Source organism: Streptomyces sp. NPDC045678 (assembly GCF_056432085.1).
Genome location: NZ_JBWKJS010000017.1, coordinates 1 through 19,011, shown reverse-complemented (window position 1 = coordinate 19,011; position 19,011 = coordinate 1). Strand labels below are relative to the sequence as shown.

2 protein-coding genes are annotated in these 19,011 nt (G+C 74.0%); both read left to right on the top strand.

Annotated elements, in window-relative coordinates; all coding sequences use genetic code 11:
* Nucleotides 1-3: 3 nt before the first annotated feature.
* The gene (locus tag AC07DO_RS39060; protein ID WP_479067156.1) at nucleotides 4-12,333 is read left to right on the top strand and encodes an SDR family NAD(P)-dependent oxidoreductase; all 12,330 of its coding nucleotides are present in this window, start codon (nucleotides 4-6) and stop codon (nucleotides 12,331-12,333) included.
* 166 nt (nucleotides 12,334-12,499) lie between these two features.
* Nucleotides 12,500-19,011 (top strand): type I polyketide synthase (locus AC07DO_RS39055; RefSeq protein ID WP_479067154.1); only part of this gene is annotated, 6,512 nt, incomplete at its 3' end.

Below are 19,011 nucleotides of genomic sequence, written 5' to 3'. Positions count from 1 at the left end.
CACATGGTGAGCGAAGAGAAACTGGTCGACTACCTCAAGCGTGTCTCCGCGGACCTGCACGCCACCCGGCAGCGGCTGCGCGAGGCGGAGGAACGCGACCAGGAACCGGTGGCCGTGGTCGAGACGGCCTGCCGCTACCCCGGCGGCGTCCGCACCCCCGAAGACCTGTGGGAGCTGGTCGCCGCGGGCGGCAACGCGCTGGGCCCCTTCCCCGACAACCGCGGGTGGGACCTGGAGCGGCTCTTCCACCCCGACCCCGACCACCCCGGGACGAGCTACGCCCGCGAGGGCGGTTTCATCCACGACGTCGACCGGTTCGACCCCGAGTTCTTCGGCATCAGCCCGCGCGAGGCAGCGGTACTCGACCCGCAGCAGCGGCTGCTCCTGGAGTGCGCCTGGGAGGCCCTGGAGCGCGCGGGCATCGACCCGCAGTCACTGCGGGGCAGCAGTACCGGCGTGTACGCGGGCGCCGCGCTGCCCGGCTTCGGCACGCCGCACATCGACGCGGCCGCGGAGGGGCACCTGGTCACCGGCAGCGCCCCGAGTGTCCTCTCGGGCCGCCTCGCCTACACCTTCGGCCTCGAAGGGCCCGCGGTGACGATCGACACCGCCTGCTCGTCGTCGCTCGTCGCCGTGCACCTCGCCGCGCACGCGCTGCGACGGCGCGAGTGCGACCTGGCGCTCGCGGGCGGCGTCACCGTCATGCCCACGCCGTACGTCTTCACCGAGTTCTCCCGCCAGCGCGGACTGGCCGCCGACGGCCGCTGCAAACCGTTCGCGGCCACTGCCGACGGCGCCGCCTTCTCCGAGGGCGCCGGACTCCTCGTACTGGAACGCCTCGCCGACGCCCGCCGTGCCGGGCACCGGGTGCTCGCCGTCATCAGCGGTTCGGCCGTCAACCAGGACGGCGCGAGCAACGGGCTCACCGCCCCCAACGGGCCCTCCCAGCAGCGCGTGATCCGTGCCGCCCTCGCCGGGGCGCGGCTCTCGCCCGCGGAGGTCGACGCGGTCGAGGCGCACGGCACGGGTACCCGGCTCGGGGACCCCATCGAGGCCGACGCGCTCCTCGCCACGTACGGACAGGAGCGGCATCAGGGCCGGCCGCTGTGGCTCGGCTCGGTCAAGTCCAACATCGGGCACACGCAGGGCGCGGCCGGGGCGGCGGGCCTCATCAAGATGGTGCAGGCGCTGCGGCACCAGACGCTGCCCGCCACGCTGTACGTCGACGAGCCCACGCCGCACGCCGACTGGGAGTCGGGCGCGGTACGGCTCCTCACGGAACCGGTGGCCTGGCCGCGGGGTGAGCGGGTCCGCCGGGCGGGCGTCTCGTCGTTCGGCATCTCCGGCACGAACGCCCACCTCATCTTGGAGGAGGTGCCTTCGGCGGACAGGGAGGAGCCGGTCGGCGGTGCGCGGCCTTCGCGGGAGCGGATCGGCGCCACGGGTCCGCGCGAGGGGGAGCGGTCGCCGGTGCCGCCGGTGCCGTGGCTGCTGTCGGCGCGCACTCCTGAGGCGCTGCGGGCGCAGGCGGACGCGTTGAAGGGTTACCTTGCCGCGCGGGGCCGCGCGGGCGGTCAGGAGACCGAGGACGCCGAGGTCGGCGAAGTCGGCGAAGGCGGCCAGGACGAGCAGCTCCGTCACGCCGACATCGCCGGGACCCTGCTCCGCCGCACCCTCTTCGAGCACCGCGCGGTCGTGCTCGGTGGGGAGCGGGGCGGGCGGGATGATCGCGGTGAGCACGGCGTGCGCGGTGCAGGCGGTGAGCACGGCGAGGGCGGTGAACGTGTTGCCGCGCTGGCCGCTCTCGCCGGTGGACGCGCGCACCCCGCCCTCGTCCGTTCCGCCGGCCCCGCCCGGAGCGGTGGCACCGCCTTCCTCTTCACCGGGCAGGGAAGCCAACGTCCCGGCATGGGCGCCCAGTTGTACGCGGCCTTCGATACGTTCGCGCAGTCGCTGGACGAAATCTGCGCCGAGCTGGACCCGCTGCTCGAACGGCCCCTGCGCGACACTCTGTTCGCCCCCGCCGACACCGCGCGGGCCGCCGCACTGCACGCGACCGGTGTGACCCAGGCCGCCCTGTTCGCGCTCGAAGTCGCCCTGTACCGACTGGTGACCTTCTTCGGGATCGCCCCCAGCCACCTGACGGGGCACTCCGTCGGCGAGATCGCCGCCGCACACGTCGCCGGGGTGCTCACCCTGCCCGACGCCTGCGCGCTGGTCGCCGCTCGCGGACGCCTCATGCAGGCCCTTCCGGCGGGTGGTGCGATGCTCGCCGTGCAGGCCGCCGAGGACGACGTACTGCCGCTGCTCGCGGGACGCGAGGACAGCCTCTCCCTCGCCGCCGTCAACGGTCCCGCCGCCGTCGTCGTGTCCGGCGACGCCGCCGCAGTTGCCGACGTCGAGCAGACCCTGCGCGGGCGCGGGCTCAAGACCAAGCGGCTCAACGTCAGCCACGCCTTCCACTCACCGCTCATCGAGCCGATGCTCGACGACTTCCGTGCCCTGGCCCGCACCCTGACGTTCCACGCGCCGACCCTGCCCGTCGTCTCCAACCTCACCGGCCGCCTCGCCGAGCCGGAGCTGCTCGCCGATCCCGAATACTGGGTACGGCACGTGCGGCAGCCCGTGCGGTTCTATGACGGGCTGCGCACCCTCGGCGACCAGGGCGTCGTGCGCTACCTGGAACTGGGCCCCGACCCGGTACTCGCCACGATGGTCCAGGACTGCCTCCCGGCCCGGACGGGCCACGAGGAGGACGCCGAGCCGGTCGTCACCGCCGCGCTGCGCTCCGGACACGACGAGGCCCGCACGCTGCTCGGCGCCGTCGCCGCGCTGCACGTCGACGGGCAGCCGGCCGACCTCACCGCTCTCGTCCCCGCCGACGCGGCACAACTGCCGCTGCCCACCTACCGGTTCCAACGCCGACGCTACTGGCGCGCCACCCCCGACGCCGCCGCCCCGGCCCGCGCGGCGGGCCTCCAGGAGACCGGCCACCCCCTCCTGCCCGCCGTCATCCGCCGGGCCGACGGCGGCCTCCTGCTCGCCGGACGCCTCTCCCTGCGTACGCAGCCGTGGCTCGCCGACCACGCCATCGCGGGCGGCGTACCGCTGCCCGCCACCGCGTTCGTCGAACTCGCCCTGCTCGCGGGGCGGCACGGCGACTGCGACACCGTCGACGACCTGACGCTGGAGACGCCGCTCCTGCTCGACGGCTCCGGCGCCGGAACACACGGTCGCGTGGGTGCTGATGCCGTGAAGGTTCAGGTCGCCCTCGGCGCTCCCGACGTGTCCGGCCGCCGCACCCTCACCATCCACTCCCGGCCCGCGGGCGCCGAAGGCGACGACGGGACGGGCGGGGACGGGACGGGCGGCGACGGGGAGGAGGGCGACCCGTACGGGTGGCGCCGCCACGCGACCGGTGTCCTCACGTCGAGCCGGGCCACCGAGCAGCCCGCGCCCGAAGCCACCCCGTGGCCGCCCGCCGAAGCCACTGCCCTGGACGTGGACGCGCTCTACGCCCGCCTCGACGCGCAGGGCTACAGCTACGGACCCGCCTTCCGTGCCGTCCACGCCGCCTGGCGGCACGGCGACGACCTGTACGCGGATGTCCGCCTCGCCGACGAACAGCGCGCCGACGCCGCCGCGTTCGCACTTCACCCGGCCCTCTTCGACGCGGCGCTGCACGTCGTGGACGAGCTGTACCGCGAGGGAGGGAGCGGAACGGAACCCGCTGACGCGCCGGTGCGGCTGCCGTTCTCCTTCAGCGACATACGCCACCACGCCACCGGTGCCACACACTTGCGCGTCCGGCTCAGTCCCCGGGGCGACGACCGGATGCGTCTGACGCTGACCGACACCGAGGGCGCCCCCGTCGCCACGGTCGACTCCCTGCAACTGCGTATCGTCGCCGCCGACCGCTGGCGCTCCGCCCACCCGGCGGCCGCGCCCCCGCTCCACCACGTGGACTGGCAGCAACTGCCGCTGCCCGACACAGCGCCGACCGCCGCCACCTGGGCCGTGCTCGGCCCCGACGACCCGGGCCTCGGCCCCGCCGTGCGCCGCCACCCGGACCTGGCCGCGCTCACGGACGCCGTAGCGAACGGCGCGCCCGTACCGGACCTCGTCTTCGCGTCCGTGCCCGCCGAGGGCACGGACGCGGCGGACGCGGCGGACGCGGCGGACGCGGCGGACGACGCCACCGGCCGTGACAACACGACGGCGGACCTCCCGACCCGCGTACGGGCACACGCCCAGCACACCCTCGACCTGCTGCGCACGTGGTTCGCCACGGACACCCTGGCCTCCGCCCGCCTCGTCATCCTCACCACGGGAGCCGTCACCGCCCGCGCGGACGACGCCCCCGCCGCCCTGGCCACCGCACCCCTGTGGGGCCTGGTCCGCGCCGCCCAGGCCGAACAGCCCGACCGCGTCCTGCTCGTCGACACCGACCGGACCCCGGCGTCACGCCACGCCCTGCCAAGGGCCCTGGCCGCGGCGACCACGCACGCGTCGGAAACGGAACTGGCCCTGCGCACAGGCACGGCCCTGGTACCGCGCCTCACAGCGACCCCAACCCAGCCACCGGCCCCGCTCCTGACCGCGGCCGCCGCCCCGACTCCGACTGCCGCCCCGACTCCGGCCTCAGCCTCGGCGTCTGCCTCGGCACCCACAGTACCCATCCCCCCAACCGGCACCACCCTCATCACCGGCGGTACCGGCGGCCTTGGCCGGGCCGTCGCCCGGCACCTCGCCACCGTGCACGGCGTCCGCCACCTGCTCCTCGTGAGCCGGCGCGGCGAGGCCGCCGAAGGTGTCGCCGAGTTGCGGGCCGACCTCGCGGACGTCGACGTCGACATACGCGTCGCCGCCTGCGACATCACCGACCCCGACGCGCTGGCCCGACTCATCGCGGACATCCCCGCCGCCCACCCCCTCACCGCCGTCGTCCACACCGCGGGCGTCGTCGACGACAGCCTCATCGCGTCGATGACCCCCGAACGGCTCGACACCGTCCTCGCACCCAAGGCCGACGCGGCCTTGACCCTGCACGAACTCACCCGCTACATGGACCTGTCGGTGTTCGTCCTCTTCTCCTCCGGCGCCTCCGTCCTCGGCAACGGCGGCCAGTCCAACTACGCCGCCGCCAACACCTTCCTCAACGCTCTCGCCGAACACCGCCGCGCCCAGGGCCTCGCCGCCACCTCCCTGGCCTGGGGCCTGTGGGAATCCGCGTCCGGCGGCATGGCCACCCGGCTCGGCGACGCCGACCGCGCCCGCATCCACCGCACCGGCGTCGCCGGCCTCACCGACGAGCAGGCCCTGGCCCTGTTCGACGCCGCCCTGGCGGCCCCGCACCCCACGGTCCTCGCCACCCGCTTCGACCGCGCCGTACTGCGCACCCAAGCCGCCGCCCACACCCTCCAGCCCGCCCTGCGCGGCCTGGTGCGCGCCCCCCGGCCCACCGCGGCCACCACCGAAGAGAGCATCGCGGCACCCACCTCCTGGAGCGCCCGTCTGGCGCGGCTATCCGCCGCCGACCGTGACCGCGCCCTGAGCGACCTCGTCCGCGAACAGATCGCGACCGTCCTGGCCCACCCCGCCCCCGAAACCCTCGAACTGGGCCGCGCGTTCCAGGAGTTGGGCTTCGACTCGCTCACCGCCCTGGAACTCCGCAACCGCCTCTCCACCGCCACGGGTATCCGCCTCCCCGCCACCCTCATCTTCGACCACCCCAGCCCCACCGCCCTCGTGCGTCACCTCCGCGGCCACCTCCCCGACTCCGAGGCGTCCACGTCTCCGGCCACCTCCGCCCCGGCGGCCCGCACCACCGCCACCGACGACGACCCCATCGCGATCGTCGGCATGGCCTGCCACTACCCGGGCGGCGTGACCTCACCGGAGCAGTTGTGGCACCTGGTCGCCACCGGCACCGACGCCATCGGACCGCTCCCCGAGGACCGCGGCTGGGACACGGCCGGCCTCTTCGACCCCGACCCGGACAAGGTCGGCCACAGCTACACCCGAGAAGGCGGCTTCCTCTACGACGCCGCCCGCTTCGACGCGGGCTTCTTCGGCATCAGCCCGCGCGAGGCCGCCGCCACCGACCCGCAACAGCGCCTGCTCCTGGAAACCGCCTGGCAGGCCTTCGAGCACGCCGGCATCGACCCGGCCACGCTCCGCGGCACCCCGTGCGGCGTCATCACCGGGATCATGTACGACGACTACGGCTCCCGCTTCCTCGCCCGCAAACCGGACGGCTTCGAGGGCCGCATCATGACCGGCAGCACCCCGAGCGTCGCCTCAGGCCGGGTCGCGTACACCTTCGGCCTGGAGGGCCCCGCCATCACGGTGGACACCGCGTGCTCCTCCTCGCTCGTCGCCATGCACCTGGCCTCCCAGGCCCTGCGCCAAGGGGAGTGCGAGCTCGCCCTGGCGGGTGGCGTGACCGTCATGGCCACCCCGAACACCTTCGTGGAGTTCTCCCGCCAGCGCGGCCTGGCCCCCGACGGCCGCTGCAAACCGTTCGCCGCCACCGCCGACGGAACCGGCTGGGGCGAGGGCGCCGGCCTCGTCGTCCTGGAACGCCTCTCCGACGCCCGCCGCAACAACCACCGGGTCCTCGCCCTGCTGCGTGGTTCGGCGGTGAACCAGGACGGCGCGAGCAACGGCCTGACCGCACCGAACGGCCCCTCGCAGGAGCGCGTCATCCGCGCCGCCCTGGCCGGTGCGGGCAGCGGCCCCGACGACGTGGACGTCGTCGAGGCCCACGGCACGGGCACCACGCTCGGCGACCCCATCGAGGCACAGGCCCTGCTGGCCACGTACGGCCAAGGGCGCACCGAAGAACGGCCGTTGTGGCTCGGCTCGGTGAAGTCGAACATCGGACACACGCAGGCCGCGGCGGGTGCGGCGGGCGTCATCAAGATGGTGATGGCGCTCCAGAACGACCTGCTGCCGGCGACGCTCCACGCCGAAGAACCGACCCCGCACGTGGCATGGGACGGCGGCGGCGTACGACTGCTGACCGAGCCCGTCCCGTGGGCGCGCGGCGAACGCGCGCGCCGGGCAGGGGTGTCGTCCTTCGGTATCTCCGGGACGAATGCGCATCTGATTCTGGAGGAGGCGCCGGAGGACGGCTCGGCGACGCCTGTCTCGTCGGTGCCGGATGGTGTGGTGGTGCCGTGGGTGGTGTCCGGTCGGACGCCTGATGCGTTGCGTGAGCAGGCGCGGCGTCTTGGCGAGTTCGTGGCGGGGAGTGCGGAGGCGGTCCCGGGTGAGGTCGGCTGGTCGCTGGCCACGACGCGGTCGGTGTTCGAGCACCGGGCCGTGGTGGTCGGGCGTGGCCGGGAGGAGCTGGTGGCCGGGGTTACGGCGCTGGCCGCGGGGGAGGCGTCGGCGGATGTGGTGTCCGGCGCGGCTGCCTCGGGCGGGGGTGCGGGGCCCGTGCTGGTCTTTCCCGGGCAGGGGTCGCAGTGGGCGGGGATGGGGGCCCGGCTGCTGGATGAGTCGCCGGTGTTCGCGGGGCGGATTGCTGAGTGTGAGCGGGCCTTGTCTCCGCACGTCGAATGGTCGTTGCGTGAGGTGTTGCGCGGGGACGGCAGTGAACTGTCCCGGGTCGAGGTCGTGCAGCCGGTGTTGTGGGCCGTCATGGTCTCGCTCGCGGCCGTGTGGGCGGATCAGGGGGTCGTCCCGGCCGCCGTGATCGGGCATTCGCAGGGTGAGATGGCTGCCGCGTGTGTCGCGGGGGCGCTGTCTCTGGAGGATGCGGCACGGATCGTGGCGGTACGCAGTGACGCGCTGCGCCAGCTTCAGGGGCACGGCGACATGGCGTCCATCGGTGCCGGTGCCGAGCGGACCGCCGAGCTCATCGGCGACCGGCCGGGCGTGAGCATCGCGGCCGTCAACGGCCCCTCGTCCACGGTCATTTCGGGACCTCCCGAGCATGTGGCAGCCGTAGTCGCCGCAGCGGAGGCGGCCGGGCTGCGGGCCCGGGTCATCGACGTCGGCTACGCCTCCCACAATCCGCAGATCGACGCATTGCACGACCTGCTCACCGAGCGCCTGGATGGCATCCGCCCGGTCCCCACGGACGTGGCGTTCTACTCGACGGTCACCGCCGAACGCCTCACCGACACCACCGCGCTGGGCACCGACTACTGGGTCACCAATCTCCGCCAGCCCGTCCGCTTCGCCGACACTGTCGAAGCGCTCCTCGCCGATGGCTACCGGCTGTTCATCGAGGCCAGCCCCCACCCCGTACTGGCTCTCGGCATGGAGGAGACCATCGAGCAGGCGGATGCGACCGCCACCGTCGTGCCCACCCTGCGCCGCGACCACGGCGACACCGCCCAGCTCGCCCGCGCCGCCGCCCAGGCCTTCGCCGCGGGCGCCGACGTCGACTGGCGCCGCTGGTTCCCGGCCGATCCGACCCCGCGCACCGTCGACCTCCCCACCTACGCCTTTCAACACCAGCACTACTGGCTGGAAGAACCCTCCGGGGGCACTGGGGACGCCGCCGATCTCGGTATGACCTCGGCCGGGCACCCGCTGCTCGGTGCCTGTGTGGAACTCGCCGAGGCAGGCTCGTACTTGCTCACGGGGCGGCTCTCCCGTACGGCTCCGTCCTGGCTTGCCGAACACGTGGTGGCCGGAACGGCGCTCGTGCCGGGCGCCGCGATCGTGGAGTGGGTGCTGCGGGCCGCCGACGAGGCGGGCTGCGCGACGGTCGACGAGCTCATGCTGCAAGCGCCGCTCGTCCTCCCCGACGACGGTGGCCTGCAGATTCAGGTGGCCGTGGGGGCGGCCGACGAGCAGGGCGGCCGACGTGACGTACGCGTGTACTCGCGCCCCGATCAGGTGGGTGGAGCCGACTGGCTGTGCCACGCGACCGGAGTGGCGAGTGCGGAAGTCGGCCCGGAATCAACCGCGTTGGACGGGCAGTGGCCGCCGACCGGCGCTGAAGCCGTGGACGTGGAGGGTTTCTACTCGCGGGCCGCGGAGGCGGGTTACGAGTACGGTCCCGCGTTCCGGGGCCTGAGCGCGCTGTGGCGGCACGGGACAGAGCTGCTCGCCGAGGTGGAGCTGCCCGAACCGGCCGGAGCTCACGGCGGATTCGGCATTCACCCGGCGCTGCTGGACGCCGCCCTGCATCCACTGATGCTCCTCGACCGGCCCGAGGACGGGCAGATGTGGCTGCCGTACGCCTGGAACGGTGTGTCGCTGAGTGCGGACGGGGCGACCCGGCTCCGCGTCCGGCTCTCCCCGCAGGGGGAGTCCGCCGAGCGCGACCTGAAGGTGGTCGTCGCCGATGGGACGGGCGCACCCGTCCTGGTCGTCGACGCGCTGACGCTCCGCGCGGCCGACCCCGGTCGGCTCGTGGCGGCGGCCGCCCGCGGTGGTGTCGACGGGCTCTACACCGTGGACTGGACGCCGCTTCCCGTCCCGGCCTCCGGAGTCCCGGCTTCCGAAGTCCTGGCCCCCGGTGCCGTGGAGGGCGGGGACTGGGTCACGCTCCCGGCCGGTGCAGGGATGGCCGATGTGGTGGCGGCCGCTGCCGGTCGTGCGGTGCCGTGGGCGGTGGTGGCTCCCGTCGAAGGTGCTGCGGGCGACGGGCTGCGGGTGGCCGAGCGAGTGCTGTCGGTGGTGCAGGGCTTCCTGGCCGCACCCGAGTTGGCGGAGTCGCGCCTGCTCGTCGTGACGCGCGGGGCCGTGGCCGTCGGGGGAGCCGAGGGGGCTGACGATGTCGACGCGTCCGCCGCCACCGCGTGGGGCCTCGTGCGCAGCGCCCAGTCGGAGAGCCCGGGCCGCTTCGTCCTGCTCGACACCGACACCGACAACGGCAGCGACGGCGGCGTACTGCCGCAAGCCGCCGTACGCCATGCCGTCACCGTGCTCGACGAGCCCCAACTAGCCCTCCGTGAGGGGCGTTTGTACGCCCCGCGACTCGCTCCCTCGGGCGCCCCCGAAGAGCTCGCCCCTCCCGTCGGCTCGTCCGTCTGGCGGCTCGGTACCTCCGGTACCGCCACCCTGGAGAACCTGTCGATGATCGACGCCCCGGAGGCGCTCGCGCCGCTGGAGGCGGGGCAGGTGCGGGTCTCCGTGCGGGCCGCGGGCATGAACTTCCGCGACGTGCTGATCGCGCTGGGCATGTATCCCGACAAGGGCACCTTCGCGGGGAGCGAGGGTGCCGGGCATGTGACGGAGGTCGGGCCCGGCGTCACACATCTCGCCGTCGGCGACCGCGTGATGGGGCTGTTCGAGGGGGCGTTCGCGCCGGTGGCCGTCGCGGACGCCCGGATGGTCGTCCCGGTGCCGGAAGGGTGGAGCCTTCAGGAGGCCGCGGCGGTACCCGTCGTGTTCCTGACCGCCTGGTACGGGCTCGTGGATCTCGGCAGGCTCCAGGCGGGCGAGGCCCTGCTCGTCCACGCGGGCACCGGCGGCGTGGGCATGGCGGCCACGCAGATCGCCCGCCACCTCGGGGCCGAGGTGTACGCCACCGCGAGCCCCGCCAAGCACGGCGTGCTCGACGGCATGGGCATCGACGCGGACCACCGCGCCTCGTCCCGCGACCTCGACTTCGAGGGCATCCTGCGGGAGGCGACGGGCGGACGCGGCATGGACGTCGTACTCAACAGCCTGGCGGGGGAGTTCACCGACGCGTCGCTGCGGCTGCTCGCCCCGGGCGGTCGCATGGTCGACATGGGCAAGACCGACAAGCGCGACCCCGAGCGTGTCGCCGCCGACCACGCGGGGGCGTGGTACCGGGCGTTCGACCTGGTACCGCACGCGGGCCCCGACCGGATCGGGGAAATGCTCGCGGAGATGGGCGAGTTGTTCGCCTCCGGGGTACTGGCGCCGCTGCCGGTCAAGACGTGGCCGCTCGGCCGGGCGCGGCAGGCGTTCCGGTTCATGAGCCAGGCGAAGCACACCGGCAAACTGGTCCTGGAGATCCCGTCCTCACTCGACCCGGACGGCACGGTCCTCATCACCGGTGGTACCGGAGTGCTGGCCGCCGCGGTGGCCGAGCACGTGGTCGGTGAGTGGGGCGTACGGCACCTGCTGCTGGCCGGGAGGCGCGGACCGGATGCGCCCGGGTGCGGTGAACTCGTCGCCAAGTTGCGGGGGTTGGGCGCCGAGGTGTCCGTCGTCGCTGCCGACGTCGGTGACGCGGACGCGGTGGCGGAACTCGTCGGCAAGACGGATCCCGCCCACCCGCTCACCGGGGTGATCCACGCGGCCGGTGTCCTCGACGACGCCGTGGTCACCGCGCAGACGCCCGAGGGCCTCGCACGGGTGTGGGCGGCGAAAGCGACCGCCGCGCGGCACCTGCACGAGGCGACACGGGAGATGCGGCTCGGCCTGTTCGTGGTCTTCTCCTCGGGAGCGGCGACACTCGGCAGTCCGGGGCAGGCCAACTACGCCGCCGCGAACGCCTACTGCGACGCACTCGTCCAGCGCCGCCGTGCCGAGGGGCTCGCCGGCCTTTCCATCGGCTGGGGGCTGTGGCAGAAGGCGAGCGGCATGACCGGGCACCTCGGCGAGGCGGACCTGGCGCGCATGAAGCGCACCGGCTTCACACCGCTGACCACGGAGAAGGGCTTGACGCTCCTCGACGCGGCGCGCGCGCACGGCCGCCCCCACGTGGTCGCGGTGGACCTCGACGCGCGCGTCGTCGCCGCGCAGCCCGCCGCGTCCCGGCCCGTGCTCCTGCGCGCCCTGGCCGGCGCGGCCCCGGGAACGCGGAGCGTGCGCCGCACCGCGGCCGCGGGCGCCGCGGCATCGGCGGACGGGCTCGCCGCGCGGCTCGCGGGCCTTCCCCCCGCCGAACGGCGCCGCGTGCTGCTCGACCTCGTCCGGGGCAACGTCGCAGGCGTCCTCGGGCACGCCGATCACGACGCTGTCCGGCCGGACACGTCGTTCAAGGAGCTCGGCTTCGACTCCCTGACCGCCGTGGAACTGCGCAACCGCCTGGCGGCGGCCACCGGCCTCAAACTGCCCGCCGCACTCGTCTTTGACTATCCGGAGTCCGCCACCCTCGTCGAGCACCTCCTGGAGCGCCTGTCGCCCGACGGCGCCCCGCAGCCGCTCAAGGACGCCGCCGACCCGGTGCTCAACGAACTCGGCAGGATCGAGTCCTCGCTGGACGCGCTCGCCCTCGACGACGAGGCGCGGGGCCGCGTCACCAGGCGTCTCAACACCCTCCTGTCCAAGCTGAACGGCTCCGGCTCCAGCTCGGGCACCGGCCCCGGTGCCGTGGCCGGCGTGACCGACCTGGACGCGCTCGACGACGTGTCCGACGACGAGATGTTCGAGTTCATCGACCGTGAGTTGTGACCTGCCGCCGCCTCTCCCGGCCGCCCCCTCCCGTACGGCCTTGTGCCCCGTCCCCCTGTGCCTCGCTGAGCTGATGGAGAAGTGACGTTCGATGTCGAGTGCTGAAGTGTCGAGTGCCGGAGTACCGAGTGCCGAAGGACCGGGCTCCGCAGGACCGGGTGCCGGAGTGGCGAGTGGCGGAGGGCCGGGTGCCGGAACGCCGAGTACCGAAGCGAAGCTCCGTCAGTACCTGAAGCGGGTCACCGTGGATCTAGGCCAGGCCCGCCAACGCCTGCGCGAGGTGGAGGAGCGGGCCCAGGAGCCGATCGCCATCGTCTCCATGGCGTGCCGCTTCCCCGGCGACACCCGTACGCCCGAAGCCCTGTGGGACCTGGTCGCCGCGGGCGGCGACGCCGTCGGCGACTTCCCCACCAACCGCGGCTGGGACCTGGAGAGCCTCTACCACCCGGACCCGGAGCACCCCGGGACCAGCTATGTGCGCCGGGGCGGCTTGCTCCACGACGCCCCCGGCTTCGACGCGTCGTTCTTCGGGATCTCCCCGCGCGAGGCCCTGGCGATGGACCCGCAGCAGCGGGTGCTCATGGAGACGGCCTGGCAGCTCCTGGAGCGGGCCGGTATCGACCCGGCGTCCCTGAAGCTGACACCCACCGGCGTCTACATCGGCGCTGGCGTCCTCGGATTCGGCGGCGCGCAGCCCGACAAGGCGGTGGAGGGCCACCTCCTGACCGGCAACGCGCTGAGCGTCCTCTCCGGCCGCATCTCCTTCACGCTCGGCCTGGAGGGCCCGTCGGTCAGCGTCGACACGGCGTGCTCGTCCTCGCTGGTGTCGATGCACCTGGCGGCCCAGGCGCTGCGGCAGGGCGAGTGCGATCTGGCCATGGCGGGCGGCGTGACCATCATGTCGACGCCGGGTGCGTTCACGGAGTTCTCCCGCCAGGGCGCGCTGTCCCCCGACGGGCGCTCCAAGGCGTTCGCCGCATCCGCCGACGGCACGGGCTTCTCCGAGGGCGCGGGCCTGCTCCTCCTGGAGCGCCTCTCCGACGCGCGCCGCAACGGCCACAAGGTCCTCGCGGTCATCCGCGGCTCGGCCGTCAACCAGGACGGCGCGAGCAACGGCCTGACCGCCCCCAACGGCCCCTCCCAGGAGCGCGTCATCCGCGCCGCCCTCGCCAACGCGGGCCTGGGCGCCGCCGAGGTCGACGCGGTCGAGGCGCACGGCACCGGAACCAGGCTCGGCGACCCCATCGAAGCCGGTGCCCTGCACGCCACCTACGGGCGCGAGCGCGACGACGACCACCCGCTGTGGCTCGGCTCGGTCAAGTCGAACATCGGCCACCCGCAGGGTGCCGCGGGCGTCGCGGGCGTCATCAAGATGGTCATGGCCCTGCAGCGCGAACTACTGCCCGCCACGCTGTACGTCGACGAGCCGACCCCGCACGTCGACTGGTCCTCCGGCACGGTCAGGCTCCTCACCGAGCCGGTCGAGTGGAAGCGCGGCGAACGGCCGCGCCGCGCGGGCGTCTCCGCCTTCGGCATGTCGGGGACGAACGCGCACGTGATCCTGGAGGAGGCACCGGAGGCACCGGAGGCACCGGAGGCACCGGAGGCCCCCGAGGTCCCCGAGGCCCCGGAGGCGTCCGCTGCACCGGCTCCTCGGCCGGCACCCGATGTCGCGGCACAGGAACAGCCCTCGGCCGCCGTCGTCCCGTGGGTCGTCTCCGCGCGAGGGGAGGAGGCGCTGCGCGCGCAGGCCGCGCTGCTGGCCGAGCACGTCGACGACGACCGGCGGCCCGCCTCGCCCGCGGACGTCGGATGGTCGCTCGCCACGACACGGTCGGTGTTCGAGAACCGGGCCGTCGTCGTCGGCACGGACCGGGCCGCACTCCTCGACGGACTGCGCTCGCTGGCCGACGGCGAGGCCTCGCCGGACGTCGTGTCGGGAGCGGCCGGCGCCACGGGCCCCGGCCCGGTCATGGTGTTCCCCGGGCAGGGCGGCCAGTGGGTGGGCATGGGGGCCCGGCTCCTCGAGGAGTCACCGGTCTTCGCGGCCCGCGTCGCCGAGTGCGAGCAGGCCCTGTCCGCGTACGTCGACTGGTCCCTGACCGACGTGCTGCGCGGGGACGGGTCCGAACTGTCCCGCATCGACGTCGTACAGCCCGTGCTGTGGGCCGTCATGGTCGCCCTCGCCGCCGTCTGGGCCGACCAGGGCATCGAACCCGCCGCGGTCGTCGGCCACTCGCAGGGAGAGATCGCCGCGGCCTGCGTCGTGGGCGCCATCTCCCTGGACGAGGCGGCGCGCATCGTGTCCGTCCGCAGTGTCCTGCTGCGGACGTTGTCCGGGCGCGGCGGCATGGCGTCCCTGGGCATGAGCCAGGAGCGGGCCGCCGAGCTCATCGACGGACACCCCGGCGTGGTCGTCGCCGCCGTCAACGGCCCGTCCTCCACCGTCGTCTCGGGCCCGCCCGAGGGCATCGAGGCCGTCGTCGCCGACGCCCAGGAGCGCGGGCTGCGCGCCCGTGCCGTCGCCTCCGACGTTGCAGGGCACGGCCCGCAGCTGGACGCGATCCTGGATCAGCTCACCGAGGAGCTCGCCGGCATCCGGCCCGCCGCGACCGACGTGGCGTTCTACTCCACCGTCACCGCGGAACACCTCACCGACACCACAGTCCTGGACACCGCGTACTGGGTGCGCAACGTCCGCCGTACCGTGCGCTTCGCCGACACCATCGACGCGCTCCTCGCCGACGGCTACCGCCTGTTCATCGAGGCCAGCCCGCACCCCGTCCTCAACCTCGCCCTGGAAAGCATCGTCGAACGGGCGGAAGTGTCCGCCTCCGTGGTCCCCACCCTGCGCCGGGACCACGGCGACACCACCCAGCTCGCCCGAGCCGCCGCCCAGGCGTTCACGGCGGGCGCCGCCGTCGACTGGCGCCGCTGGTTCCCGACGGACCCCGCCCCTCGTACCGTCGACCTCCCCACCTACGCCTTCCAGCGCCAGGACTTCTGGATCGCCCCCACCGCCGGACGCTCCGGCGACCCCGCCGGACTCGGCCTCGCCGCGTCCGGACACCCACTCCTCGGCGCCTCCGTGGGCCTCGCGAGCGGTGACGTACACCTGCTGAGCGGCCGGGTCTCGCGGCAGTCGGCCGCGTGGCTGGACGACCACGTGGTGGCCGGCCACGCCCTGGTGCCCGGCGCCGCACAGGTGGAGTGGGTGCTGCGCGCCGCCGACGAGGCGGGCTGCCCCGCCCTGGAGGAACTGACGCTCCAGACACCGCTCGTCCTGCCCGGCACCGGAGGCCTCCAGATCCAGGTCGTCGTGGACGCGGCCGACACCCACGGCCGTCGTGACGTACGGCTGTTCTCCCGCCCCGACGACGCGGACGCCGACGACGCCTTCGCGTCGGAACGGCCGTGGACCTGCCACGCGATGGGCGTCCTCGGCCCCGAGGCATCCTCCGATGCGAGCCCCGGGACAGCCCCCGAGGCGGCTAACGGTGAAGCGGAGCCCGAGCCTCTGGACGGCGTCTGGCCCCCGCCCGGCGCCGAACCCGTGGACCCCGACGACCTCTACGCGCAGGCCGACCGCACCGGCTACGGCTACGGGCCGGCCTTCCGCGGCGTACGCGCGCTGTGGCGTCACGGCAGTGCGGTCCTTGCCGAGGTGACGCTGCCCGAGGAGGCCGGCGACCCGGACGGCTTCGGCATCCACCCGGCGCTCCTCGACGCGGTGCTGCAGCCCGCGGCCCTCCTGCTGCCGCCCACCGAAGCCGGGCAGGTCTGGCTGCCGTTCGCATGGAACGACGTGGCCCTGCACGCCGTACGGGCCACCACCGTCCGGGTACGCCTCACCCTGCTCGGCGAGCGCGTCGACCAGGGCCTGCGGATCGATGTCGCCGACGCCGTGGGCGCGCCCGTACTCACCGTCCGCGACCTGCGCTCGCGCCCGACCGACACCGGCCGCCTCGCCGCGGCGGGGGCCCGCGAACGGCACGGGCTGTTCGACCTGAAGTGGCTCGCGCCGGAGCACGGGGGAAGCCGCAATGCGGGCGGCCCCTACGCGGGCGGCCCTCACGCAGGCGGCCCCCAAGCGGGCGCCTCTCACGCGGGCGGTCCCCTCGAAAGCGCGCCCGACAGCTGGGTGACACTGGGGGAGGACGTCCCCGACCTCGCCGCTCTCCTGGCATCCATCGAGTCCGGCGGCCCGACGCCGCGGCTGGTCGCCGCCCCCGTCGAGCCCGCCCCGGCCGACGACGGCCTGGCTCTGGCCACCCACGTACTCGACCTCGTACAGACCTGGCTCGCCGCGCCCCTGCACGACAGCCGTCTGGTGCTGGTGACGCGGGGAGCAGTGGCGTTCGACGGTGGCAGTAATAGTGACGGTGATGGGGATGTGGACGTTGCCGCCGCGGCCGTGTGGGGGCTGGTCCGCAGCGCCCAGTCGGAGCATCCCGACCGCTTCACGCTGCTCGACCTCGGCCCCGAGGACACGCTCGCCGACGCCATGGAAGCGGCGGCACACTCGGGCGAACCCCAACTCGCGTGCCATGGAGGCCAGATACGGGTCCCGAGGCTGACCCGAGCCGCACAGGAACGGACCGACGACCGAGCAGGCTGCCAGACAGGTGACCGGGCGCAGGCCGGCCCCGACGGCACGGTCCTCATCACGGGCGGCTCCGGCGTCCTCGGCCGCCTGGTCGCCGAACACCTCGTCAGGGAGTGGGGCGTACGCCACCTGCTGCTCGCGAGCCGACGCGGCGACCGGACGCCGGGGAGCGACGAACTGCGCGCCCGACTGGCGGAGTTGGGCGCCACCACCGTGAACATCGCGGCGGCCGACGTCGGCGACGCGGAATCGGTCGCGGCCCTGATCGCGTCGGTCGACCCGGCGCACCCGCTGACCGGCGTGATCCACGCCGCCGGCGTACTGGACGACGCCGTGGTCACCGCGCAGACACCCGAGAGCCTCGCGCGGGTGTGGGCGGCGAAGGCGACGGCGGCACGCCTGCTGCACGAGGCGACACGGGAGATCCCCCTCGGCCTCTTCGTGGTCTTCTCCTCGGCGGCCGCGTCACTCGGCAGCCCCGGCCAGGCCAACTACGCGGCAGCCAACGCCTACTGCGACGCCCTCGTGCAGCACCGCCGCGCCCAGGGACTCGCGGGCCTGTCCATCGCCTGGGGCCTGTGGCAGGCGACCAGCGGCATGACCGGGCAGCTGAGCGACACGGACCTGGCGCGCATGAAGCGCACCGGCTTCGCCGCGCTGACCGACGAGGGCGGCCTGGCTCTGCTCGACGCGGCCCGCGCCCACGCCCACGCCTACGTGGTCGCGGCCGACCTCGACCCCCGTGCCATGACCGACGGCCTCTCCCCGCTCCTGCGCACGCTCACCGCCCCCGCCGCTCGGCGCCGGGTGGCCTCCGAGGGCCTCGCCGACGGAGCGCTGGCCGCACGCCTCGCGGGCCTCGACGAGGAAGGCCGTCTGGAGCTGCTCACCGGCGTCGTACGCGAGTACGTCGCCGCCGTCCTCGGCCACGGCTCCGCGTCCCGCGTCAGCGTCGACGTCGCGTTCAAGGATCTGGGCTTCGACTCGCTGACCGCGGTGGAGCTCCGCAACCGCCTTTCGGCAGCCTGCGACGTACGGCTGCCCGCCACCCTCATCTTCGACCATCCCACGCCCCAGGCCCTCGCCGCCCACCTGGTCCACCGCCTCGCGGGCACATCGGCGACCGTGACCGCCCCCGTCGCCCCTCGCCGGCGCCCCACGACGACCGGCTCCCCGGACACCGAGGACCCGGTGGCGATCGTCGCCATGACCTGCCGCTTCCCCGGCGGCGTCAGCTCCGCCGACGAGCTGTGGGACCTGCTCGACACGCGCACGGACGCGATGGGCGGATTCCCCACCGACCGCGGCTGGGACCTCGGCCGCCTCTTCCACCCGGACCCCGAACACACCGGCACCACCTACGCCGACCAGGGTGGATTCCTGCCCGACGCGGGTGATTTCGACGCGGCGTTCTTCGGGATCAATCCGCGTGAGGCGTTGGCGATGGATCCGCAGCAGCGTCTGTTGTTGGAGGCGTCGTGGGAGGTGTTCGAGCGTGCAGGTATCGACCCGACGACGCTCAAGGGCAGCCCGACCGGCACGTACGTCGGCCTGATGAACCACGACTACGCCAAGTCCTTCCCCGAGGCCGACGCCCAACTGGAGGGCTACGCCTACCTCGCGAGCACCGGCAGCATGGTGTCCGGCCGCGTCGCCTACACCTTCGGCCTTGAGGGCCCGGCAGTGACGGTCGACACGGCGTGCTCGTCGTCGCTGGTCTCCATCCACCTGGCAGCCCAGGCGCTGCGCCAGGGCGAATGCGACCTGGCGCTCGCCGGCGGCGTCACCGTCATGGCCGACCCGGACATGTTCGCGGGCTTCGCACGCCAACGGGGCCTCTCACCCGACGGCCGCTGCAAGCCGTACGCCGCCGCGGCCGACGGAGTCGGGTTCTCCGAGGGTGTTGGTGTGCTGTTGTTGGAGCGGTTGTCGGATGCGCGTCGCAATGGTCGTCGGGTGTTGGCGGTGGTGCGGGGTTCGGCGGTGAATCAGGACGGTGCGTCGAATGGTTTGACGGCGCCGAATGGTCCGTCGCAGGAGCGGGTGATTCGTCAGGCGTTGGCGAGTGGGCG